Here is a 24995-nt window from a genome sequence, read left to right on the forward strand (position 1 = left end):
CGATTTCGTGTCCGGATTGATGCGGGCGCTGAGTGCTGATGGACGTTCTCCTTATCGGCATCGACGCAGCGTGTCGCAGGATTCTCGAGCCGTTGTTCGCGGACGACCGGCTCCCGGCACTCTCGTCGTTGCTCGCTGACGGTGTGGCCGTGCCGCTCGAATCACACGTCCCACCGTGGACTCCCGCGATGTGGCCGTCGATCTACACGGGCGTCAACCCCGGCAAACACGGTGTGTTCAGCTTTCTTCACTACGAGGGCTACGACTGGGATGTCATCAGCGCCGAGCAGGTCCGCGAACACGCGCTCTGGGAACTGCTTGATTACCACGACGAGACCAGTGTGGTGGTGAACGTTCCGGTAACGCACCCGCCATCGTCGTTCGACGGTGCGTTGCTCCCCGGCTATACGGCTCCCGAATCCCCGGACTGTCATCCCCCTGGCGTGCTCAAAGCGGTGACCGACGCGATCGGCCCCTATCAGCTCTATCCCGACCGCGATGGCACTACGAATCCGGATGCGTACACGGAACTCGTCGGCCAGCGTGGCGCTGCGTTTCGGTATCTGGCCGAGCAGTACGATCCGTCGTTTGGATTTCTTCAGTTTCAGGCGACGGACACGGTGTTTCACGAACATCCAGGTGATCACACGCTCGTGGAAGCCATCTACGAGCGCGTCGACACCGAGATCGAACGGACGCTCGATCAGTTCGATCCGAACACCGTGTTCGTGGTCAGCGATCACGGGATCGGCGAGTACACCGGTGTGGGTTTTCGGATGAACACGTTTTTAGAGCGGCATGGCTACGTCGAGACGACCGAAAGCGGCGCTGGGATGCCCTCGTGGGAACCGATTCGTGACGGACAACTCCGCTCTGGCGGAGATGATACGAGTGCATCACCAGAACTACTCACTCACATTGGGGCTGCGCTCTCTCGCGTGGGGATCACGACCCGACGTGTTGGACGGCTCCTTGATCGAGCTGGACTGACGGACACGGTCGCGTCGATCGTCCCCGACGGACTCGTTCGGGCGGGACAGCGCCAGATCGATTTTCCGTCGTCGAGGGCGTTTATGCGCGCCAGAATCGAACTTGGGGTTCGCATCAATCTCGAGGGGCGCGATCCTGCTGGCGTCGTCGCCCCAGAGGAGTACGACGCGGTCCGATCGTCCCTTATCGAGCTGTTGTCAGGAGTCAAGACGCCAGGGGGTGAGCCCGTGTTCGAGAGGGTTGGCCCCCGTGAGGAATTTTTCGATGGACCGTACGCCGACGAGGCGGTCGACATCGTCACCATTCCGAACGAGTACAACCATTTTCTCACGGCCGATCTACTCGCCGAACCGTTCGGTCCACCGGGGCAACCGTGGAACCACAAGCGCGAGGGGATATTCATCGCTGCGGGAACGGACATCGAACACGCACGAATCTCTCCGCACCTGTTCGACGTTGCGCCGACAGTGCTCTCAGCGCTCGAGATTCCACCGTCAGATCGAATGGACGGGACCGTGCTCCCGATTGTCGAACCGGTTGCTCCCCAGTCGTATCCACCGTACGAAACGGATGAATCGGACACGCGTGGTGGCGATGGCGCCGTCGCGGATCGACTCGCAACGCTTGGCTATCTTGACCGCACATGAGTATTGAACTTACATCCCTGACTGCGACAGACGCAGAGGACTGGAACAGCTACGTCGATCGAGCACCGAATGCCTCGCCGTTTCACTACTACGAGGCCCTTGAGTTACTTGCCAGGGAAACGGACGCCACGCTCTATACGCTTGCGGGATTCAAAGGCCAGGAGCCAGTTGGCATTCTCCCCCTGTTCGAACGAACCGTGGGACCGTTTCGATTCGTCGTCTCCCCACCGGAACTGGAGGTGTATTCGCTCGGTCCAGTGGTGTTGAACGCGACGCAGCTCACCCAACGAAAGCGCGAACGACGTCACCGACGGTTCGTCGAACGAGCCCTCGACTGGATCGACACGACGCTTTCGCCAGCGTACATCGATATCCGAACGGTCGCCGAATACGACGATTTGCGCCCGTTTATCTGGAAAGATTTCGATGTTACGCCGTCGTACACCTACCACGTCGCGCTCACGCCCACAGAGGATGCGCTTCTGGGTAGTTTCAGTCGCGACGCTCGCAAATCGATTCGAGCGTTCTCGTCTGGATCGGCTGCCGTCTCAATCGAGGCGGGCGACCGGAGTGCAATCGCTACCATCATCGAGGGCGTGGCCGACCGACATCGCCAGCAGGGCAAAACATATGCGCTGTCGGTCGATTTCGTCGAGCGACTTGCGGATCGACTGCCGGATACCGCCATGACGGTCTATGGGGTTCGTGCGGATGGTCGGCCTGTGGGCGGAATGATCACACTCGCTCACGGCGAGACGATCTATCGGTGGCAGGGCGGTGCGAAACCGGACGGTCCGCTCGAGAGCAACGCCATTCTCGATTGGGAGATCATGACTGACGCGAAGGCGCGTGGCTTCGAACGATACGATCTCGTTGGCGCGAATCTCCCGCGGCTCTGTCGATACAAGGCAAAGTTTGATCCAACGCCCACGGAGTATTACGTTGCGAGGCGTCGCTCATCTGCGCTCAGTGCGGCCAGCTCGATCAAGCGACTCCTCTCCGTATAGGAGCTCGCCAACGAGTCGATAGGTGCAACTGGAATGACTGCGTACCCCCGACATGGAGCACGATCTGACACGCCGTCCACGCCGTCTGCGTCGGGATGGTCTCCGGAATCTCGTCAGCGAAACGACACTCCACGCGAGCGATCTGATTGCGCCGATTTTCGTGGACGCAACCACCGACGAACGGGTTGCGATCCCGTCGATGCCGGGCCACGAGCGCGTTCCTGTCGAGGAGGCAACTGCTCGCGTTGAAGAGGTCCTTTCGAGTGGTATCGAGACGGTGATCATCTTCGGGATTCCGGCGTCAAAAGACGCCGAGGGGACACGCGCGTGGGCCGACGACGGCGTCGTACAGCGCGCAACGCGTGCGATCACCACGGAGACGACTGCCACCGTGATCACTGATGTGTGTATGTGTGAGTACACCGATCACGGCCACTGTGGGATTCTCGAACCCGACGCACGAAACGATGGGACGCTCACGGTCGCCAACGATCCGACGCTTGATCGACTCGGCGAGATCGCGGTGTCACACGCAGACGCCGGGGCGGATATGGTTGCCCCATCGAGCATGACCGACGGCATGGTTGGCGCAATCAGGGACACGTTGGATGGTGCCGGTTACGCGTCCGTGCCGATCATGAGCTACGCCGCAAAATACGAGAGCTCGTTCTACGGGCCGTTTCGCGACGCGGCAGACGGCGCGCCGGCGTTCGGCGATCGTCGCCACTACCAGATGGATCCGGCAAACACCACAGAAGCACTCGAAGAGGTCCGTCTCGACGTCGAGCAAGGCGCAGACGTACTCATGATCAAGCCAGCGCTTCCGTATCTCGATATCATCAGCGAGATCGACGCGGAATTCTCACAGCCGGTTGCGGCGTACAACGTGAGCGGCGAGTACGCCATGCTCCAGGCGGCGGCCGATCGTGGCTGGCTCGATCTGGAGGCGAGTGCCCACGAGTCGTTGCTGTCGATCAAACGCGCCGGTGCAGATCTCATTCTCTCCTATTTCGCAGAGCAACTCGCACCGTCGTTGCCGGCGTAATCTACGATCCCGTCCAGAAACACCTTTAGGGAGTTCGAGCGAACGCCCGCCTATGAACCACGAGCAGTCGCGGACGCTGTACGATCGTGCGCTTTCGGTGTTTCCCGACGGGGTCAACTCGTCGGTCAGGGCCGTTCGGCCGTATCCGTTTTTCGTCGAACGCGGTGACGGCGCACACGTCATCGACGCTGATGGCAATCGCTACATCGATTATGTGATGGGCTATGGCCCGCTCTTGCTCGGACATACGCTCCCCGAGTCGGTGGGTGCCGCGATTCAGTCGGCCGCGAGCGACGGTCCGATGTACGGCGCTCCGACTGAGGTGGGCGTCGAACTCGGTGAGTTCATCACGCGCAACGTTGCCAGCGTGGAGATGCTCAGATTCGTCAACAGCGGCACTGAGGCCACAAGTTCGGCGGTTCGGCTGGCACGCGGCTACACTGATCGCGACACCATCGTGATGATCGACGGTGGCTATCACGGTGCTCAGCCCTCGACGCTCGTCGATGGCTCGCCGGATGGATCGAAGCCCTCCTCGCCGGGCATTCCGGACGCCTTTGCCGAGCACACGATTCCGGTTCCGTTCAACGACGAAGAAGCCATTCGAACCGTTCTCTCAGAGCGCGGCGACGAGATCGCCGCCGTCATCGTTGAGCCGATTCTTGGCAACGCCGGCATTGTCGAGCCGGTCGATGAGTATCATCAGGCGCTCCGGGAGCTCTGTGATGATGCTGGTGCGTTGCTCATTTTCGATGAGGTGATCACCGGCTTCCGCGTTGGTGGCCTTCAGTGCGCGCAGGGCAAATTCGGTGTCGAGCCCGATCTCACCACGTTCGGGAAGGTGATCGGCGGTGGATTCCCAGTTGGGGCGATTGGCGGACGCGCGGAGATCCTGCAGGAGTTCACGCCAGCGGGTGAGGTGTTCCAGTCCGGGACGTTCTCCGGGCATCCGGTGACGATGGCGGCCGGGCTGGCGACGCTCGAATACGCCGCCGAAAACGACGTGTACAGCCACATCAACGCGCTCGGCGAGCAGCTCCGGAGCGGCATTCGTGACATAATCGCCGATCGCGCCCCCGAATACACGGTGGTCGGCACCGACAGCATGTTCAAAACGATCTTTACGCGCGCCAACACGGCCGCTCAGAGCGGCGAGTGCGATGATGGCTGCGTGCAGGACAAGGCGTGTCCACGGTATGGCGGCTGTCCGAAAACCGCGGCTGACGTTGCCAACGCCGAAACTGATCGGTGGGAGCGGCTGTTCTGGCCGGCAATGAAAGAAGAAGGCGTCTTTTTCACCGTCAATCAGTTCGAGAGCCAGTTCATCAGCAACGCCCACACAGCGGCCGATATCGAGGACACGCTTGAGGCCTACAAGGCGTTTTTCGGCTGAGCGTTGGGAATATCGATTTGGGTTCACTTGCTGTGTGGATCTTCTGAGGGGGTGTGGTCCAGATGATGTGTGATTTCGATGTCTTGTTCACCGTGGGCCGTTCATCGCGTAGCAATGGATGAGAACGACGTTCGTGAACTGAAGTGGCTGGTCGTGGGTGCAGCGTTGCTCTCGACTGGGGCAACCTTCTACACCTCAGATGGCGGGGCTCCCTTCCTGGGAGTGATCGGATTTGTTGGCTTAATCGTGGGACTGCTGTTGCTTGTGGCCGGACTGTTCAATATGTAAGTTCGATCTCCTCGTTGGTGGGCTTGGTGTTGGAACAGCACAATATGACCGCCCACCAGTGAATTAAGCAGTTTGGTTTGTAGGTTCATACATCGATTATTATATGTAAATAGTAGTGGATGTAAGTTAGTTAACTGTTATTGTTTAGTATGGATCTTGCATCAATTTTTCGTCCACGAAGAGAGCTTGTGTTTCCATTCTTCGTGCTTATATATTCTCTCTCATGGTATATAAAAGAGAGTGTCAAAAGGGAAACGTTCCCCAAACTGACAAGATCGTCTTTTGTCGATATTTCATTTTGGATAACGATTACTGCTGCGGGATGTTATGTCGCTTCTGCCATTATTATTTCATTACTCCTGGTTGGTGAATCCTCGGAGTTTATTTTATATCCATTTTTTGTTTCTCCATCAAATGTCCTAATCTTTGTAGTTTGTATACTCGCGTTGATGTTGGAAGTAGCGGACGGAATATCAGATACTAAACCAATATCGCATTGGATTATATACATAGTAGATGCTGTTCGTGTTTTCTTAGGATGGCCAATTATTTCGTCCGTTATATTACACTATACTCTTGGTAATTTATTCCCACGTTATAAAACTTCGATATGGATACAGCGACGAATTATGGACATTGAGTTATTGATAAGATCGGTGTGGATTTTTTGTTTGGGAGTGTTGTTTCTTCACCATGATCATACTTTACTACTGTTATAAATGTTGGATTTTTGGAAAATATAGATAATCACAACGCGCCGGTGCTCATCGAGTTCGAATCGATGATGTTCGACTCACCGAACTGGAATCGGACTCCTTGACCGATATCTCACTTCTTACGATGGAGAGTTTGCGATGCCAGCTACCGGTGAGGAAGATCAGTGGTACAAGTGGGTTCGCGAGTTCATTTACGACTCAAAACGAATCCTCACCCTTCGAAATCAGCTTCCATTGCTGCAGTGGGCTCACCAGTACGGGTATGAGTGCGCTGAGCGCAAAGAAGGGATCCAGATTACTCTCTGGGAGATCGACACCGATCGAGCGGATCACCGGAGCTACTACGCCGATCGCCATCTCGACCGAACCCGCAAATTCGTTGAAACAGCGCTTGAAGCGGCTGACGCCACTCACTTACAGCAAGAAACGGACGATGGAAAACGAGCGTTCGGTGATCGGTTACGAAAAAATGCGTAGCTAATCGGGGAGATGTGCGAGTTTGCGCCCAATGTCGTGCGAGTCCCTGCTGAGCTGGGAGCGGTCGCCCATCTGTTCTTCAAGGACTTGCTTGAATTCGTCAAACTCCATTGGTACTCGTTAATCAACGTTGACGCCATATGAATGTAGTCATCGGAGCAATTAATCATAAAGGAGAATGGTAGACTTCAGGTCGGAGGATATCACATTATTTGTATTAGCCTGGTACAATCGAATAGGAGCCGAAAACCTCCGATGGAAGGGTTCGAAGCTCTCCCGGGAGCGTTTCACGGCTGTCCGTGCGTAGTCGGCCTCGTTCGCACGCCATGCACCGATGGCGATGGGCCGCTCGCTCTGTGCGAGGCGGGCGAGGAGCTCGTCAAACGTTTCGTCCTCCCGTTTCGAGCTTCCAGCATCCGTTTGGTGCTATCGGAGACCCGGATTGACGTACTCATGTGTATACATACTAGATACAGTCTCGAGCAGCTTTGATGGAGAGGGTACTGGTATCACGTCTATATGAATTCTTGGCACGCTACAGGGGTCATTGCATCACTTCGGATAAAGCCTGATGTGAAATTATTATACTCTAGAATACAATTACATATCTTACCGATAGTCCCTCACTACACTCAGATTCTCCAAAAGAGGAGCCTGGAGATCGCTCAAACACCGTTGTAAGAAGACCCTCTCGAATACGTATGAACAGGTGGCAATAGTGCCATCTGACGCTACCATAGTATTGTACTGTCTACCAGTGCACAGATTGAGCCAGAAGACATATTCCGAACATCCACCTCTGAACCACAACAATGAATTATCAGAGAAATGGAATTGGTCGTCGATCTTTTCTTTGCGGCACAGCTGTTGCAGTGGCAACCGTTGGCGGATTCTCCACTATGAGTGCACCAGTAGCAGCAACATCGGATGCGATCGGGGACGAGCAGTGGACACATCCCCGAGGGACCACGGCTTCCACTGCGTATTTCCCAGCGTCGGCCCAACAGGGGAGATAACGACGGCGTGGACGGACACAATGGGCGGATTTCATGAGCGAGACTCCGTTTGTGTCGTCGATGGAACGGTGTACGCAACCGGCGATGCGCTGGCCGCCTACGACACAGCAGACGGGAGCAAACAGTGGGAATTCGTCGCTGAGAATCCGGATTCCGTTCGGGATGCGGCGGTCTCTGATGCGAAGAGTCCGACTGTGATGGATGGAACTGTGTTTGTTCCTGTTCGGATGAGTATTTTCGACGACGACAATCCACTGCACGCTGCCCTGATCGCTGTGGACGCAGACAGTGGCGAAAAGGAGTGGCGGATCGACGCGCCGGTAGGAGCTGGATTCTCTGATGTGGCTGCGGTTGATGGGTCCATCTATACGACCGGTCCGGATCTCGACGGTGACACGGGACGATTCGTGTACGCACTCGATCCTGCTGATGGATCAGTTCGCTGGAGGCGGGAGAGTACACAGCCGAACAATGGGGATGGACAGCCGGGACACACACCGGTCGTTACCGATGAGCTGGTAATCATCGAAGAGAAATCAGGTGTCAGAGCACGTGATACGACCAGCGGTGATGTCGTCTGGGAGGCGCTCTCCAACGTGGATGCTTCAATCGCCATGGTATCCGATGGAACGCTGTTTCTGGAGACGGGTGGACCATCGATTGTCGCGCTCAATGTGGCGACTGGCGAACAGCAGTGGAAGCGATCGTACGAGTATTCCCGAATGAGCCTCGAAACCATCGACGCGGAGCGGTTGTACATCCAGACCGGGGCCGAAACGGACGATGTCGTCGCACTTGATCGGACCAGTGGCGAGGAACGCTGGCGAACACCCCTTCCACAACCGTCAGAGGACAACCGGTCGGGAAAATACGTACTAAAAAGCGGGATGGCCCGGGTCGGAGAGCTGTTATACGTTGGCAGTGTCGGACTTGATCCGACCGATGGATCGATCGTGTGGAGTAAGAAAATCAGACCCGGGAGAGCCGCAGGAACTGTGTTACGGGCCGTCGCCGGCGGGCGCATGTACTTCAGAGACGTTGGCATGGATCAACGCCTCATTGTGATGAAGGGCTCTGAAACACAGACCGGTTCGACATCGACTCTCCAACCAGGCACCCCCGATCAACACGACACCGGCACAACGGAACCATCACAGCCCGACGGAACCGATGACCTCACAGTTGAAACCGACACCCCTACTGAGAGCGCTCCTCCTCGGTCTTCGGCCACCAAAGACGCTCCTGACACTGAGGGTACAACAACGAGCACTAACGGTCCGGGGTTCGGTCTGTTTTCCGCACTCGCTGGCGTTGGCGTGGGTGCGTGGCGCTGTCTCAACCGTCCGTAATCGCCAATACTCTTTTATTCCTCTGAGGGTGTTGTCTGACGTGAATGAATTTCGGTTCTTGGCGATTATGTGGGTCGTCAAGCTGCGCCATCGATTGTTTGTATTCTCCTTTTTCGGATTCATCACGCACTTAGAATGCTTTCATCGTCTACTGAATGTATTCCTCAAGAATCATTTATAATCGCTCATCTCATTGATTTGTATTATTCGAAAAATCAAAGACGAGCTTGCTAAGTCGAATCCCAATAGATCAATATATTATCATTAATTGAAGTTTTTATACGTAGATAGATGGTTGATATATTGCATATGGAAAATAAATCGCGACGATCCGTGTTACAGGCGTTGGCTATCGCTGGCGGGAGCCGTTTACTGCCGACTCAGGCAAGAGCGGCTCGAGCCGCTGAAACGACGACCGATCCCCACACCCGAGTGACATTTCGGGCAGTTGTTGACGCAGTCGTGCCGCGAACACCGTCTCTAGAGGATTCTCTTGGTGAAGAGCACGTTCCTGGTGGGCTTTCAGTGAACATCGACGATTTTTTGCTCACGTTCACGAACAGCTTCGTCTCATTTGGTCTCCCAAAGCTTGGTGGACTCGGCAACCTCCGGCTCGCAGAGATTGTCGCGGCCGTACTCGATCTGGGAGCCACGAAGCTCATTGCACTCGGTACGAACGGCCAGCCACCTAAACTAACCCGAGCCCTCGACTTGCTCGCGCCCGATGAGCTCCAACTCGATCTGGGTCAAGCACTGTTTGCGGGACCGTTCGCACGGCTCTCACGGCAAGATCGGCTGCGCGCAATTTACATACTGGATACCATCCAGTTTTCTACTGACGAGCTACCTGGGCCGCTCGTTGAAGGTGATGCTGGTATCATCGGTCAGCTAGTGGTGGGATTCACTGGCGAAGGGTACTACGGTGAGTGGCAAGGATACGAGGATTTCACCGCACCGCCCGGTGAGCGTGGCTTTACGAATGATCCCAGTGCCGTTCAGAGCTGGCGACAGACCGGATATCCAGGGATTGCTGACGGATACGCCGCGCTTCGTGGCTACTGGGGAACGCCATCCAGTCCGCTTGGGAGCGGCGACAGGTGGAAGGAAATTGAGAGCGTCGACAGTTCAGTTGAACTCACGTTCGAATCGGGTCACTTTCGAGAGAATGACTACAACACCGACGGCTACGAGGAAATCTATCCCGATCGTGCCGGCAGCAAAGCAAGCGGGCACACCGAGAAGGTGACAGATTGATGGTTCAGCAGCAGTACGATGTGGTGATCGTTGGTGCCGGGGCCGACGGTCCTGTTGTGGCATGGCGGCTGGGTGCGGCCGGTCTCGACGTGTTACTACTGGAAGCTGGTCCGTTTCATGGTAACGAGCGGTGGCCGAACCCTCACCAAGAGCCTGGGGGTGAACGTTCGTCAGCGATCGATGATCTCAGCGGCACGCTCCTCGATGAACAGTTCACCAAACGCGAAATGGAGATGATCGAGAAGCTGCTGTGGGGTCCCGCCGACCATGAACGCGGGAGCTGGCCCCGGAAGTATCCCGGAGATGGAATCGTCCTCCAGGCGGCTGGCGTCGGTGGGACATCGCTCATGTACGCGGGCAATTACCCGCGGGCGTATCCGGCTGCTATCGATGAACAGCCACACTGGCCCGACACGTTCAGCTACGAGGAGTTAATTCCTTACTATCAGCGCATCGAGAAAATGACGAACGTTTCGCCAGCACCCATCACTGCCAAAGAGGAGCTGTTTTTCCGGGGGGCAGAAGCTGCGGGCTGGGATCTCATCGATGAAAAGAACGTTACGAGTCCTGGCTACCGGCCACAGCCAAACGCCATCACCGAGCCAGATGAGAAGCTCCACGTCTCGAAAGAGTACGGCGGCGATTTTACCTATCCGGACGTAACAGGTGATACGCTTGGACTTGCAGAGGTCGTGGGCAACCCCCACCCGATCGATGCGCCATTTGAGGAGAAGGCAAAGCGCGCGAGCAACGTCGCCTTCGTTCCTCCAGCGCTGAAGACTAACCACGTGACGGTACGCCCGAACGCCTTTGTGACCGATGTGCTAACGGAGACACCCCTGGGAGATACGCCCACCGCAACAGGAGTGGAGTTTCGTGACACGTGGTCCGGTGACACCCAGCGTGTGCATGGCGAGGTAGTAGTGCTTGCTGCTGGTGCCATCGAGACCCCACGGCTGTGGCTCAATACTGGACTTCCGGACAACGGATGGGTTGGAAAGGGACTCACCCACCACCTCCTTGATGGTGTCATCGGTCTGTGGACCGAACGGGATCTCGAACAACGGATCGGAACGAAAACGGTGGATCAGTATATGGGTCAGTTCAGTGGTGGTCGGTTCGATTACCCCGGTCTCGGGATGCTTCAGCCGACCGGATCCCCTCCCGGTTTTGGTACGTATATCGGCTTTGGCGCAAGCCGGTCGGGCTTTGCGTTTATGAACGATTCCGCAGCTGCACCCTGGGACACGATGGGACGGATCGCCGGAACACGGCTCAAACGGATGCTCTCGGACTATCGCCGCATGCTTCCACTGTTTATCCTCACGGACGACCGTCCAAAGCAGAGCAATGGGATCACGGTTGCACCTGGGATTACTGATGAGCACGGACCGATCCCTCAGATCAACTACGTTCCTAGCGAAGCCGATAGAAAACGCCGAGACCGCCTTGCGGAGATTGGTGCACGGATACTCAGAGAAGCAGGTGCAGACCACGTCCACCGATCCGACGCACCGCCGATGGGGATTCATCTTCATTCCACGATGGCGATGGGGAAGGTCCTCGACAACGCCTGTGAGGCGTTCGACGTTGACCGGCTGTTCGTTGCCGACCACAGTGCGCTGGCAAACGGTGTCGGTGGAGTGAATCCAACGAACACTGGCCAAGCGCTTGCGCTTCACACTGCAGACGAGATCAAGCGGCGGTATTTCTAATATCCACGCTACGGAAACGAGGCGAGTCCCCCGAAGTCGTTCGAAGTTCCGGGAACACTCGTCAATTGAGGCCGGCAGTGGACCCCACACGCATCGAAAACAGGGTCACTCCTGATTAGCTGCCAATCCCCCGAATCGGAACGCTCGTAGCCCCCATCATCCACCACGATAGAACCCCTTTTCAGGCACGGTGTCGGAGTGGCTGTATACATGAGCAAACGCACGATCCGGCTTGCGACGCGGGGGTCGTCGCTTGCCCGTCGGCAGGCGGCGACGGTCAAATCCGCCCTCGAAAATCGCCGCCGGTCGGTCGAGCTCGTCACGGTTGAGACCCGTGGCGACCAGATCCAGGACGAGCTGATCCACCGGCTTGGTCGAACCGGCGCGTTCGTCAGGAGCTTAGACGAGAAGGTGATGGCTGGCGAACTCGATGGCGCAATCCACTCGATGAAGGATATGCCAACCGAGATGCCATCCGAACTGGTGGTGGCTGGACTGCCAGAACGGGCGTCGCCAAACGACATGTTGCTCACGCCTGAGGGGCGGACGCTGGATGATCTGCCACAAAACGCCGTGGTTGGAACCTCTAGTCTCCGACGGAAGGCCCAGCTGCTCGCCGAACGACCGGACTTGGAGGTAACGCCACTGCGTGGCAACGTAGACACCCGGATCGAGAAACTCCTGGCACCGTCGCTACAGAGCGAACACGAACGGCGGCTCTCGACCGCGGATGATGATGACGACGAGATCGATCTCGACGACGAGAGCCAGGATTGGTTTGACTCGCTCGCTGAGATCGAACGCCGGGCACTCGAACGAACCGTCGACACCGAATACGACGCCATCGTGCTCGCTGCAGCTGGGTTGGAACGCTCGGGGCTGGCACCCGACGTCCCGACCCAGCCGCTTGATCCAACGACATTCGTTCCCGCGCCCGCACAGGGGACGATTGCCGTGACGGCGCTTTCCGAGAACGCATCAATGATCAGACAATCTATCGATCATCCGCCAACGCGCGTGACGGCGAGCGTCGAGCGCACCATACTCGGAGCGCTCGGTGGCGGCTGTGTCGCTCCAATCGGCGTGTTCGCTCGTCTCCGTGGCGAATACGTCAACACGGTCGTTCGCGTGCTCAGCCAGGACGGCAGCGAGACAATCGAAGCGACGCGGGATATTCCAGTCGTGAACCATCTCGAGAACGCACGAGAGTTCGCCAGCGAACTGCGCGATGCGGGCGGCGCAGAGCTCATCGAACGCGCCACCAGAGAAACACCAACCTCACCATCCAGACAGGAATGACGACAACTGACGATACCGTTGGTCGGGTGTATCTCGTCGGGAGTGGCCCCGGCGACCCCGACCTTCTGACGGTCAAAGCGCACCGATTGCTCGAAACGGCCGACGTGATCCTTCACGATAAACTTCCAGGCCCAGCGATTCTGTCGTCACTGCCCGACGATCGAACCGAAGATGTCGGCAAACGCGCCGGTGGCGATCGGACGCGCCAGGAGTACACCAACGAACGCCTTGTCGAACTGGCACGCGAGGGAAAAGATGTTGTCCGGCTGAAAGGCGGCGATCCGTTCGTGTTCGGCCGCGGCGGCGAGGAAGCCATCCATCTTGCGGAAAACGAGATCCCATTCACGGTAGTGCCGGGCGTCAGCTCCGCTGTTGGGGGTCCCGGCGTGTTCGGTATTCCGCTCACCCACCGCGAACACGCCTCGAGTGTGACGTTTGTCACCGGACACGAGGATCCAACCAAAGCGGAGTCGGCGATCGACTGGAACGCGCTCGCGGCAACCGGCGGCACGCTCGTCGTGCTCATGGGTGTCGGCAAACTCGGCGACTACACTGGGGCACTGCTTGGGGCCGATATGGATCCGGAAACACCCCTGGCGCTCATAGAGCGGGCCACCTGGTCCGACGAACGAATCGCCACAGGAACGCTTGCAACTGCCGTTGCAACCCGCGATCGAGCAGGAATCGAGCCGCCAGCGATCACGATTATCGGCCCGGTTGCAAAGACGCGAGAATCGGTCGCAGAGTGGCTGGTTCGCGACGCTCCTGCAACAGCAATTGGTGAGGAAGATCGATGACAACACCATCTATCGCCGTTTTTCGGCCCGACGACGAACGCCTCGAATCAGCCAGATCGACGCTTGACTCCCTCGGCGCTGAAACAGTTGCGGACCCGATGCTGTCGATCAACCCGACGGGCGCAACTCCGCGCGTGGATGCAGATCACACCGTGTTCACCTCCCGAACTGGTGTGGAGATCGCGGACGATGCCGACTGGACGCCACCAGGGACGATAAGCGCAATCGGCGATCGGACCGCGTCACACCTCTCCGAACGGGGCTACCCCGTTGCTGTCGTTCCGGAAACGTTCTCCTCCGATGGGCTGGTCGGGGCGCTTGCTGATCGTGTGGACGGCGTTCGTATTGATGTCGCCAGAAGCGATCACGGCTCGCCGGTGCTGCTCGACGGACTCAACGACGCCGGCGCGTACGTCCACGAAACTGTGCTGTATGAACTCTGCAGACCGCCGGAAGCTGGCCGATCTGTCGAACTGGCCGCCGCTGGTGCGCTCGACGGTGCGTTGTTCACGTCCTCGCTCACGGTCGAGCATTTCGTGGCCACAGCAACTGACGATGATCGACGAACTGCGGCGATCGAGGGACTGAACGATGCGGTCGTTGGCGCGATCGGCGAACCCACCCGTGAGACGGCCACCGAGCTCGGAATCGACGTTGGGGTCGTCCCGGAGACGGCGACGTTCGAGGCGCTCGCAGCGGCCGTTTACGCACGGATTTCCAGCGAGGAATAACGCCGTGCATCCGGTCACCTTTTATCACGGATGGGGCAGAACAGATCGCGCATGACTGCTGTGACTGGGTCAGAATCACTGTCGGCGCTCAACACACGAGCACAGTCGTGTGCCGAGCGGATTCGATCGTCTGAGGCGGTGTTGCTCGCGTCGCACATCGATGCTGATGGACTGACGAGCGCAGCGATCGCGGCCACGGCGCTCGAACGTGCCGACATCCCCTTCGAGGTCGTCTTCGAAAAGCAACTCGACGACGCAGCGCTAGCATCGATCGCCCAGACGGGCTATGACACCGTGTTGTTCACGGATTTTGGCAGCGGCCAGCTTGACCGAATCGTCGACCACGAGAACGCAGGCGCATTCACACCAGTGATCTGTGATCATCACCAGCCCGCCGAAGGATCGACAACCTATCACTGCAATCCGTTGCTCGAGGGAATCGATGGGGCGAGCGCGCTCTCCGGTGCGGGCGTGGCGTATCTGCTCGCACAGGCGCTCGACGGTGGCGACCGAAACCGCGATCTGGCGGCGCTGGCAGTCGTCGGTGCGGTCGGCGACATGCAAGCCACGGATGACGGGCTCGGTGGTGTAAACGCGACGATCGTCGAGGAGGGAATCGAGGCGGGCGTCCTTGAGGAGCGTCCCGATCTTTCCCTGTTCGGTCGCCAGACCCGTCCGTTGCCACAGCTGCTGCAGTATTCGAACGATGTGCATCTTCCGGGAATCACCAACGATCGGCACGGAAGCATGCAGTTTTGCGATTCGCTATCGATCGATCTCAAGGCAGACGGCGAGTGGCGCACGTGGGTTGAGCTATCGGCTGACCAACGACAGACCGTCGTCAGCGCACTCGTCCAGCACGCTCTCGAACGGGGAGTCACACCCGAGGCCATCGAGGATCTCGTCGGCACCACGTACACGCTGGTGACTGAACCCGAAGGCACCGAGTTGCGGGATGCAAGCGAGTTTTCGACGCTACTCAATGCCACGGCCAGATACGAGCGTGCTGATGTCGGATTGGCTGTCTGTCTTGGCAACCGGGATGGTGCGCTTGATCGGGCCCAATCGCTGCTCGCTACGCACCGACGGAATCTCTCCTCGGGCATCGAGTGGGTGCAGAACAACGGCGTCACACGCTGTGAGCGACTGCAGTGGTTCGATGCTGGCGAGGAGATTCGCGAGACGATCGTCGGAATTGTGGCCGGGATGGCGCTTGGCACGGCAAACATCGATCGCGATCGGCCGATAATCGGCTTTGCAAAGAAAACTGCGACCGAGAGCAAGGTATCTGCCCGCGGAACTACTCGCCTGGTGGCACAGGGACTCGATCTCTCGACGGTGATGGGCGAAGCCTCGCGTGCGGTCGGCGGTGACGGTGGCGGACACGATATCGCGGCGGGAGCGACAATTCCGTCCGACCAGCGCGATGCGTTTATAGAATGTGCCGACGAGATCGTCGTCCAACAGCTGGAGTGAGTGGCCTATCGCTCGATCTGTACGTCTCCGGCCGGCACCCGGAGATGGATGCGCTCAGTTTTTGCAGGATCTTCAGAAGCGTGTTTATCGACACTGTAAACCGTGTACGAACACCCGTTGGGTGTGAATTCGACGACGGCGTAGCCCCAGATCGATGAGTCGAAAAATTCGACGTGTGGATTCGCCAGTTTCACGGCTGGTTCTGAGATGTCGCTGGTCGTGAGCCCGTCGTGGGTTGGAACGACCTCGGAGAGATTTTTCGAAGTGATTGCGGGCGCGACGAACTCGACACCAACGGGGGTCCGGTCTTCGTAGAAGTCGTCACCGCGTTGTTGATAGCCCGCCATTGCCGTGTGGATGTCCCCTGTGAGCGTTACCAGGTTATCCACGTCTGCGAACGCATTGGTGAGAATATCGCGCTCGTGTTGATAGCCGTCCCAGGCGTCGCCGTTCAGCACTGATCCGATGTCAGTGGGCCCAAGCGTTAACGGCATCGAGAGCACTTCGTTGGCCCAGACGGTCCATGTTGTGGAGTGTTCCTCGATCGCATTCAGAAACCACGACCGCTGGTCGTCCCCGAGCATCGACCGTCCCGGGGTATCGCTCTCACCAATTCCTGGTGGCGGATCCCGATACAGCCGTTCGTCAGTAAGGACGAGCGTTACGAGCGATCCGAACGAGAGCGTGTGTTGTAGTCGGAACGCGTTCTGAAGATCTGGATGCGTGGGATTTGGCTCATAGGTCACACGGACTGGGAGCATTTCGATCCAGGCCTGGATTCCGTCGGCCGTGATCTGCGTTGCGGCGTCGGGCTGCATTCCCTGTGGGTGATCTGGCAGCCGTGGACTGTCTGTGCTGTCGTCCCAGTAGCGGTCGTTGGCGATCTCGTGGTCGTCCCAGCAGGCGATCAGGGTGTGCTGTTCGAGTGCCCGCTGGAGATGGCGATCTGAACGGTACTGCCGGTAGAGATAGCGAAAATCTGAAAGCGTATGCGCCACGTCGTTGCCGCTGGGTAATGAAAGCTCTCGATCATCGAACTCGCTACCGGCAAACCGGCCATCGGCAGCCTCGTAGATGAAATCACCCAGATGGAGCAGAAAGTCCACATCTTCTGCAGCGATGTGGCTAAACGCACCGAAATAACCGTTCTGATAGTCCTGACAGGTGGCGACCGCAAACGAGAGACGCTCAATCTGGGCATCTGTCGCCGGTAACGTTCGACACCGTCCGGTGTTGCTTGCCACGCCGTCGGCGACGAACCGGTAGGCATACTCCGTGTTCGACGCGAGCGCGCCCGTGCAGTCGACCGTGATCGTGTGGTCGGTTGCTGGTCCGATTTCCGTGGCCGGAATCGATCGTTCGTACACCAACCGCTCGAACGACGGCGTTGGTGCGATCTGGAGGGCCACTGGTCCGCCAGCGTACTGTATCGGATCGAGTCGCGTCCAGCAGAGCACCCCAGACGGCGTTGGCCCACCGCTGGCGATCGATTGTGGAAAGAGCTCCTCGCTCGTGGTTGTTGCAGAAACTGGCGCTGGACGCTGAGTTGGCTCGGTTGCTGTCGGTGTCGCAACGCCACGATCCGCCAGAATCGAGCCGATCGATCCTGCAGCCAACAATGATGTCGTTCCGGAGAGAAGCGTTCGCCTGTCGAGAGTTTCATCAGAAGTATCACTTTCCATATCTGTCTGGCGACGGTTCGACGGACCAGTTGAAAAAAGGTGATGAGTTCATCATCATTTTATAGATTTTTGATATGTTCAGCCTATAACCCACTACAGATGTGGAGTGTCGAAATATAAGGTAAATGGTGTATAGTTGGGGCCCCCTGCGACATTTGCCACGTCCTGTATTGGAGTGTTTTTATCGAACTCTTTGTTTCACATACCGATCACGTTGTCTGACGCTCCAGAGCGAGTTTCACACCGAATCCGAGAAGAACGCTTCCACTGACAGCACGCAGGGTGGTTTGCACGAATTCGTTTTTCGTAATCACTCGTCTCGCATTCGCTGAGAAAATGGCCAGGAGTGCCTGATACACGAATCCAAGCCCGGCAAACATAAATCCCAGCGTGAAAAACTGTACGGGAACGTTTCCGTCGGTTCGAACGAACTGCGGGAGAAAGGCAAGGAAAAACAGGGCCACCTTCGGATTTAAGACGTTGATTAACAGCGCACTGCGAAACGATTGGATGGGTGTGTATCCGTCGCTTTCTGGTGTTAGGTCGAATTTCTCATCACTTCGCAGTGTTTGGACACCAGTGTAAATCAGGTAGCCTGCTCCCACGAATTTGACCAGGGTGAATGCGAGTGCCGATTGTTGCAAGAGTGCTGATAGGCCAACAACGGCCGCAGTGGTGTGAATGATACTCCCGGTTGAAGTGCCCAGTGCGGCCATTACTCCCGCCGAACGGCCGTCACTGATGGCTCGAGTTAGCGTGAATATGCTATCCGGCCCCGGTGAGATGATGAGCATGAATGCAGCCGGAATGAACGCAAGCAAGACACTCACATTGAGCATGGATACTGATCGAAAGCCATTTGGATATCATCTTTGATCCGTTCGGCAGATTCACAGCCAGCCGTGTTCGCTCTCGCCCTGCGTGGAGCTATCACAGGTCTACCGATCGAATGATCTTCGCTTCTGCTCGTCTGAGATGGTCACCAACCGTGCTTCGTGAGATGCCCAGCTCGGTCGCCAGCTCTCGTTGTGTTGTTTGACGGGGAATTGCGTAGTATCCTGCAGCAATCGCCGTGTCGAGGATTTCGTGCTGACGGGTGGTGAGAGTCCCAGCCACAGTCTCCGGTTGATACGTTCCAGTGCGTTCGAGAACGGGCACAATCGCGTCGGAAAAGCCCTCAATCAACCCCTGGAGGGCTGACTCCTCGCCCACGAACGTGACCCGAAGGCCGTCGGCTGTCTCTTCGATCGGCCAGTTGATGCTTACGGGTTCACCATCGAGGAGTTCGAGCACGGAAGCTTCGAGGGCTGTGGGTTCGTACTGGACGAATGCCAGCCACGACTCACCGCCAGTCACGGCACTGGAAATGATACGTGAACACTCGGCTTCGATCTCTGCTAGCCGCCTGCAATCGCCCCGGAACCGCGCAACACCAACGACCGTCCCGTCGGTAAGTCTGTTGAGATACTGGATCGCAACCTGTTTTGCTATGCGCTCTCCATCGAACCGAATCTCTCGCAGATCCTGCGGATCTCTCCGTAACTGCCCATCCGCTTGCGATCGGACGGATGCTTCAGGACGGAGGATAATGGTGATGTATCGAAGCGCGGTCACTGCTTACCCCAGTGGGGTTGGTCACCAGCTTTGGACCAACGGTTGAGATTTTGACTTTTTGCAATCATCCACCTCCGGAAGTAGCCCAGCAATCATAAAGATAGGGTGCATGACCGACGTAATTGCCAGTAGGGTGTCGCCCGTATTCCGTTCGATGACAATTCAATCGATCACCCCCCGACGAGTGCTCGCGGCGATTACGACGATCCTCGGAACTAGTATCATATTTCTTGGGATCCTGTGGATCGTTCAAGGCCTCGGAATCGTCCAGATCGAGCCAATTCTGTGCGTTTCGAACTGTGAACCGATCACCGAACGGTCGATGACGTGGACGGTCGTCGGTTTGGTGACGACAGCCGTCGGAACCACCCTCGCACTCTTTGGATTCCGCCACAGCCGTCGATGACGTGGCGATATGACTGGCTCAACCCCACAGCCGTGAGCGGCGTCCAGTGTCCAAATCATAGCAATCAGGAGGAACAGACAACCGCAACGTTGGCGAGTACTGTCCGATCAGGAGTGCTATATAGATCACTGATTAAAACTACCACTCTGTACTGCTCTGGATACCTTATGACGAATCTATATTGCTCATAACAAGCTTCATAGTAGTAATCCCCACTGTTTGAACTGATGGCACACGATCGAGCGGGCCTGCCGTCGGGGGTATCGCGACGTGAGTTCCTGGTGGCGTCCGGAACTGCTGGAATACTAACACTTGCTGGATGTACAGCGGACTCAAACAGCGGTGGAGACACTGAAAACGGTGATGGGTCCGGGACAGCAGGTAATGACGCAGGCGATCTCTCCGGAGAGATTCGGATATCAGGCAGCAGCACCGTCTATCCGATTGCACAGGAGATCAGCCGGCAGTTCCAGAAGGAAAACGATGCTGTTGGGTTCAATCTCACACGCGATGGAAGCTCAGGGGGCTTTGAAAACGTCTTCATCCCTGGTGACAGCGACATCAACAACGCAAGTCGGCCAATCGCACAAGAGGAAGTCGAGCAGTGTCGAGAGTCCGGCTTCGAACCGGTCGAGTTTTTCATCGCCCAGGATGCGCTGACCGTCGTCGTCAACAACGATAACGACTGGGTCGAATCGCTCTCGATCGAAACCCTCCAGAAGATCTGGTCACCTGATAGTGCGCCAAAAACGTGGGCCGATATCAACGAGGAGTGGCCGGACGAACCGTTCGATCTCTACGGCGCAGCAACAACGTCGGGAACGTTCGATTACTTCACCGAGGCGGTGGTCGGCGAGGAAGGAAAGATCCGTGACGATTTCGAAGGCACAGAAGAAGACGATCTCATCGCCCAGGGCGTCGAGGGCAACAAACACGCAATGGGGTATCTTCCGTTTGCCTACTACACGAACAACCCCGATAGCGTCACGGCCCTCTCGCTCAGTGATGGCGGTGACGACCCCGTCGAACCGAGTCTCGAAGGCGCACAGAGTGGCAACTACCCGCTGGCGCGTCCACTCTTTTTCTATGCCAACGCATCGAAGCTCCAGGAAAAAACCCACCTCCAGGAGTTCATCCGCTACTACATCAACCAGTCCGACGAGAGTTTCGTCGCCGAACAGATCGGCTACGTGCCAAGCACGAAAGAGATGGTAGATGAGAACCTCTCGAATCTAGAGGCCGGTAGCAACGGCGAGTACGAGTGGAGCGCCTGACCAGTTAGCCAGAGAGCGCACAGGATACACATTCCATCTTCCTTTCAAATGAGCTCCGAATCGAATGCCGCTCGCGAATCGCTCCAACGAAACGACCACGTCGTCCGCACCGAACGACTCTACGCCTGGGCCATCGCTGGAAGTGCATTCCTGACGATTCTCGTCACCGTCGGAATTGTTCTTGCCCTGCTCGGTGAGGCGCTGACGTTCTGGTCTGCAGTGTCACCGCTCTCGTTTTTCACTGGAACGAAGTGGAGCCCCATCATCGACGGTGAATACGGTCTGTTGCCGCTCGTGAGCGGGACGCTCATCGTGACGGTCTGTTCGGCACTGATTGCCCTGCCGACGGGGCTCGCGGCCGCACTCTATCTGAGCGAATACGCAAGCGAACGCACACGATCTTTTCTCAAACCGGCGCTTGAAATTCTTGCTGGCGTTCCGACCGTAATCTACGGCTACATGGCGCTCGTCTACATCACGCCGCTGTTTCAGGGGATACTCCCCGTGTCGATTCGGCTCATCCCACCGGGCCTGGATCCCTTGCCGGCGTTCACACTGGTGATTCCGTCGCTGCAGACGTTCAATGTCCTGTCAGCAAGCATTGTCGTCGGAATCATGATCATTCCAATGGTCTCCTCGATCAGCGAGGATGCGCTGCGATCGGTTCCAGATGAGCTTCGTGCGGCTGCCTACGGACTCGGGTCGACAAAGTACGACGTTTCGACGAAAGTCGTCGTCCCGGCGGCCACGTCCGGAATCGTCGCCTCCTACGTGCTTGCGCTGTCGCGGGCAATTGGTGAGACGATGGCGGTCACGATGGCGATGGGAATGAGCCCACAGCTCCCGTATTTCCCGAATGTCTTCAGAAATCTCGCAGAATCCAGCCAGACGATGACCGGCGCGATGGTTCAGATCGCCAGTGCCGATTCGCTTGGAGGTGTCACGTACGAGGCGATGTTCGCACTCGGTCTGACGCTGTTTTTGATCACGCTTTCGATGAACGTGGCTGCTGAACTTGTCCGCCGGCGCTTTCGAGAGGTGTATCAGTGATGGCTGCCGACGGCAACACTGAACGGACACTCAGCGTCGATTCAAGGGGTCGGCTTTTGGGCCTCCACGCCACGCTGTTTGAGGCGGTCCTGCTCGGTGCAACGCTGTTCGGAATCGTCTCGCTTTGTATTCTGTTTGGTTACATCGCGTTCGACGCCTTTCGGCCACTCACGGCATCAATCCGGTGGTATCTGCTGTTTGCGGGGACGCTCGTCTTGCCCACCACGGCGTTTACCCTGTACGCTCGACGGCGACCGGCCGTTCGGTCTGCGAACACGAAGGCATTTGGCGCCGTTGGTGGGGCGCTCACAGTCACTCTCAGCACGTACATCGTCGTTGATGCGCTGAGTCCGTACGACGTGGTTCTCTGTTTGTTGTTCGGTGGGTATCTGCCGGTCGTTCTCTGGCTGATCGTTCGTCGAACGAAGCGGACGCCACAGACCGGACTCACAATCATACTCGCCGCCGTGGGCGGACTGGCGGTTGCACACGGTGGGTACGATCTCCTTCGTCCGATCGTTGGGATCGCTGCCCAGTGGATCGCGTATTTTGGTATCGTCACGCTGCCTGTTGCGTGCGGGCTGTGGATTTTCGGACGCCGGCGATGGTCACGACAGACCGCACGTCGCGCTGCACTGAGCGCTCTCGGTGTGGTCTTGCTCATCGTGGCACTCGCGCTCGGTCTGGGTATCGATCCGTCGTTCTGGGTCGTGGTCCTCTCGGCCTTTGTCATCCCTGTTGCGGTTGTCATCGGTGAGATCGGTGTGACGGACCCAGCTGGTCGAATCGGCTCCGCTGGTCCGTTCGTTCTCGTCGGTGGCCTTTCGGCCTTTCTCGCCGTCGAACGGCAACTCGGAATCGATGGGCCTGATGGGTATCTCACCGCAACACTCTTGCTGGAGTCCTGGCACGGGCTGAACGCGAGTAGCGCCGGCGTCTACCCACAGATTGTGGGCTCGATCGTTACTGTCGGTGTTATGGGCGTGCTAGCGTTCCCAATTGGCATCGGTGGGGCGCTATATCTCGAAGAGTACGCTCCCAGGACTGGCTGGAGTGGCAGGTTTGCGACGCTCCTTGAGGTGAACATCTCGAATCTCGCTGGCGTTCCATCGGTCGTCTATGGACTGCTTGGCCTTGCGCTGTTTCGGAACGCGCTCGGGTTTCCAACCGGGATCGTTCTCTCTGCGGCTGGAACGTTGGGTTTGCTCATTCTTCCGATCGTCGTCGTTTCTGCACAGGAGGCGCTTCGATCGGTGCCGGATTCGTTGCGAGAAGCGGCGTTTGGAATGGGAGCCAGTCGCTGGCAAACGCTTCGAACTGTCGTGTTGCCAGAAGCAATCCCGGGAATGCTCACGGGAACGATCCTGGCACTCGCCAGAGCAATCGGCGAGACAGCACCGCTTGTCATCATCGCCGTCGCAACGACGAAATACTCACCGCCGGATGGCGTCCTCTCCAGTGCAACTGTCCTCCCACTGCAGATTTTTGCCGCACGGAGCAACGTCGATCCCGCATTCAGACACGGAATTGTCCCCGCCGCGGCAGTCGTGTTGCTGGTGTTGTTGTTACTGATGAACACGGCAGCGATCGTGGTGCGAAATCGATTCGATCGGAGATCCCAATAATGATCAACCAGGAATCCACACCAGCGGTACAATCGACGGCTGAGACGACAGAACACACCGAATCCACGCAGGCCTCGCGCGGGCCAGCGATCGAAGCACACGATCTGTCCGTGACCTACGGCACAGAGACAGCGCTTGAGTCGGTCGATATCCAGATCCCTGACAGGCAGATTACGGCAATCATCGGTCCGTCGGGCTGTGGTAAATCGACATTCTTGCGGTGTATCAACCGTATGAACGACCGCATCGACGCCGCCGCCGTTTCGGGAGCGCTCTCGTTTAAGGGGACGAACGTCTACGACGAGAGCGTCGATCCGGTTGCGCTTCGACGGCGAATTGGCATGGTGTTTCAACATCCCAATCCGTTTCCCAAGAGCATCTACGACAACGTTGCGTATGGGCTGCGGATTCAGGGAATCTCTTCGGAGATTGACGCCCGGGTGAAACTGGCGCTCAAGCGTGCGGCGCTGTACGAAGAGGTCAGCGACTCCCTCGAAAAAAGCGCGCTTGATCTCTCGGGAGGCCAGCAACAACGGCTGTGTATCGCCCGTGCCATCGCGGTCGATCCGGACGTGTTGCTCATGGACGAACCGGCGTCTGCGCTCGATCCGATCGCTACCGCAAAGATCGAAGATCTCATCGCGGAACTCAGCGAGGAGTATACGGTCGTGATCGTCACGCATAACATGCAACAGGCGGCCAGAATTTCCGATCGCACAGCGGTGTTTCTCACCGGTGGCGAACTCGTAGAGTACGACGACACGGAGACCATCTTCGAAAATCCGGAACACGACCGCGTCGAAGACTACATCACCGGCAAGTTCGGATGATGGTGGTGGACGATCGAGTAGCGAACGTCGTCACTGCTGACTGGCAGACACTCAGCCTAAAAACGAAAACAAAATAACACGCAGAGCCACCACATTCGTGTATGTCCTCGCCACTCGAACGACCGATAGTTCACTACGGAATTGGTGTGATGAGTGCCCTGTTGCTCGCTTCCGTCGGGCTACTTCTCGACGGAACGATGCAGCTGATCTTTTTTGGAATCGCAGCGTTTGAACTGATTGTCTTGCCACAGATACTGAAAACGGTGGCAGCCGGGGCTGCGACGGACTGAACGCACAGTCACTGTCGCCCAACT

General features: G+C 57.5%; 22 protein-coding genes. 19 read left to right on the top strand and 3 right to left on the bottom strand.

The window, feature by feature from the left end; genetic code table 11:
• Positions 1–38 precede the first annotated feature (38 nt).
• From JXQ78_RS10950 to JXQ78_RS11010, 13 genes are all read left to right on the top strand, one after another.
• The gene (locus tag JXQ78_RS10950; protein ID WP_330630799.1) at positions 39–1637 is read left to right on the top strand and encodes an alkaline phosphatase family protein; all 1599 of its coding nucleotides are present in this window, start codon (positions 39–41) and stop codon (positions 1635–1637) included.
• Positions 1634–2644 carry a lipid II:glycine glycyltransferase FemX gene (locus tag JXQ78_RS10955; protein ID WP_330630800.1) on the top strand — a complete coding sequence of 337 codons (1011 nt, stop codon included), beginning with the start codon at positions 1634–1636 and terminating at the stop codon, positions 2642–2644. Before JXQ78_RS10950 ends, JXQ78_RS10955 begins: the two co-directional genes overlap by 4 nt.
• Positions 2645–2696: 52 nt before the next feature.
• Positions 2697–3689: a porphobilinogen synthase gene (hemB, locus tag JXQ78_RS10960; RefSeq protein ID WP_330630801.1), complete on the top strand. Its 993-nt coding sequence runs from the start codon at positions 2697–2699 to the stop codon at positions 3687–3689.
• Positions 3690–3741: 52 nt separating this feature from the next.
• Positions 3742–5082: a glutamate-1-semialdehyde 2,1-aminomutase gene (gene hemL / locus JXQ78_RS10965; RefSeq protein WP_330630802.1), complete on the top strand. Its 1341-nt coding sequence runs from the start codon at positions 3742–3744 to the stop codon at positions 5080–5082.
• A 78-nt stretch (positions 5083–5160) separates the two neighbouring features.
• Positions 5161–5370 (top strand): hypothetical protein, encoded by a 210-nt coding sequence (locus tag JXQ78_RS10970; RefSeq protein ID WP_330630803.1) that lies wholly within the window; start codon positions 5161–5163, stop codon positions 5368–5370.
• A gap of 854 nt (positions 5371–6224) precedes the next feature.
• Positions 6225–6563: a hypothetical protein gene (locus JXQ78_RS10975; RefSeq protein ID WP_330630804.1), complete on the top strand. Its 339-nt coding sequence runs from the start codon at positions 6225–6227 to the stop codon at positions 6561–6563.
• Between the two features lie 1036 nt (positions 6564–7599).
• Positions 7600–8928: an outer membrane protein assembly factor BamB family protein gene (locus JXQ78_RS10980; RefSeq protein WP_330630805.1), complete on the top strand. Its 1329-nt coding sequence runs from the start codon at positions 7600–7602 to the stop codon at positions 8926–8928.
• Positions 8929–9237: 309 nt separating this feature from the next.
• Positions 9238–10182, top strand: a complete 945-nt coding sequence (locus JXQ78_RS10985) for a hypothetical protein (protein WP_330630806.1) — start codon at positions 9238–9240, stop codon at positions 10180–10182.
• Entirely contained in the window at positions 10182–11897 is a 1716-nt protein-coding gene (locus tag JXQ78_RS10990; RefSeq protein WP_330630807.1) for a GMC family oxidoreductase, read from the top strand. The genes JXQ78_RS10985 and JXQ78_RS10990 overlap by 1 nt, the downstream gene beginning before the upstream one ends.
• Positions 11898–12107: 210 nt before the next feature.
• Positions 12108–13196, top strand: a complete 1089-nt coding sequence (gene hemC, locus JXQ78_RS10995) for a hydroxymethylbilane synthase (protein WP_330630808.1) — start codon at positions 12108–12110, stop codon at positions 13194–13196.
• Positions 13193–13993: a uroporphyrinogen-III C-methyltransferase gene (gene cobA, locus JXQ78_RS11000; protein ID WP_330630809.1), complete on the top strand. Its 801-nt coding sequence runs from the start codon at positions 13193–13195 to the stop codon at positions 13991–13993. Before hemC ends, cobA begins: the two co-directional genes overlap by 4 nt.
• Positions 13990–14724, top strand: coding sequence for a uroporphyrinogen-III synthase (locus JXQ78_RS11005; RefSeq protein WP_330630810.1), 735 nt, complete (start codon positions 13990–13992; stop codon positions 14722–14724). Before cobA ends, JXQ78_RS11005 begins: the two co-directional genes overlap by 4 nt.
• 51 nt (positions 14725–14775) lie before the next feature.
• Entirely contained in the window at positions 14776–16200 is a 1425-nt protein-coding gene (locus JXQ78_RS11010; RefSeq protein WP_330630811.1) for a DHH family phosphoesterase, read from the top strand.
• A gap of 5 nt (positions 16201–16205) precedes the next feature.
• Here the strand turns inward: JXQ78_RS11010 and JXQ78_RS11015 are convergent, their stop codons facing one another.
• The 3 genes from JXQ78_RS11015 to JXQ78_RS11025 form a co-directional block, all read right to left on the bottom strand.
• A complete protein-coding gene (locus JXQ78_RS11015; protein WP_330630812.1) occupies positions 16206–17882 on the bottom strand; it encodes an alkaline phosphatase D family protein in 1677 nt (558 codons plus the stop codon).
• A gap of 209 nt (positions 17883–18091) precedes the next feature.
• Positions 18092–18721 (bottom strand): LysE family translocator, encoded by a 630-nt coding sequence (locus tag JXQ78_RS11020; protein ID WP_330630813.1) that lies wholly within the window; start codon positions 18719–18721, stop codon positions 18092–18094.
• A 91-nt stretch (positions 18722–18812) separates the two neighbouring features.
• Complete coding sequence (locus JXQ78_RS11025) at positions 18813–19496, bottom strand: helix-turn-helix domain-containing protein (protein ID WP_330630814.1); 684 nt, start codon at positions 19494–19496, stop codon at positions 18813–18815.
• A 154-nt stretch (positions 19497–19650) separates the two neighbouring features.
• Between JXQ78_RS11025 and JXQ78_RS11030 the strand changes: the two genes are divergently transcribed.
• The 6 genes from JXQ78_RS11030 to JXQ78_RS11055 all read left to right on the top strand — a co-directional run bounded on the left by JXQ78_RS11030 (position 19651) and on the right by JXQ78_RS11055 (position 24971).
• The gene (locus JXQ78_RS11030; RefSeq protein WP_330630815.1) at positions 19651–19902 is read left to right on the top strand and encodes a hypothetical protein; all 252 of its coding nucleotides are present in this window, start codon (positions 19651–19653) and stop codon (positions 19900–19902) included.
• 227 nt (positions 19903–20129) lie between these two features.
• Complete coding sequence (locus tag JXQ78_RS11035) at positions 20130–21176, top strand: PstS family phosphate ABC transporter substrate-binding protein (RefSeq protein ID WP_330630816.1); 1047 nt, start codon at positions 20130–20132, stop codon at positions 21174–21176.
• Positions 21177–21224: 48 nt separating this feature from the next.
• Positions 21225–22226, top strand: coding sequence for a phosphate ABC transporter permease subunit PstC (pstC, locus tag JXQ78_RS11040; RefSeq protein ID WP_330630817.1), 1002 nt, complete (start codon positions 21225–21227; stop codon positions 22224–22226).
• Positions 22226–23851 carry a phosphate ABC transporter permease PstA gene (pstA, locus tag JXQ78_RS11045; protein WP_330630818.1) on the top strand — a complete coding sequence of 542 codons (1626 nt, stop codon included), beginning with the start codon at positions 22226–22228 and terminating at the stop codon, positions 23849–23851. Before pstC ends, pstA begins: the two co-directional genes overlap by 1 nt.
• Positions 23851–24681, top strand: a complete 831-nt coding sequence (gene pstB, locus JXQ78_RS11050; protein WP_330630819.1) for a phosphate ABC transporter ATP-binding protein PstB — start codon at positions 23851–23853, stop codon at positions 24679–24681. Before pstA ends, pstB begins: the two co-directional genes overlap by 1 nt.
• 101 nt (positions 24682–24782) lie before the next feature.
• Positions 24783–24971: a hypothetical protein gene (locus tag JXQ78_RS11055; protein ID WP_330630820.1), complete on the top strand. Its 189-nt coding sequence runs from the start codon at positions 24783–24785 to the stop codon at positions 24969–24971.
• Positions 24972–24995: the final 24 nt, after the last annotated feature.

Origin of the sequence: Halocatena halophila, from assembly GCA_027563145.1 — an archaeon.
GTDB lineage: Archaea > Halobacteriota > Halobacteria > Halobacteriales > Haloarculaceae > Halocatena > Halocatena halophila.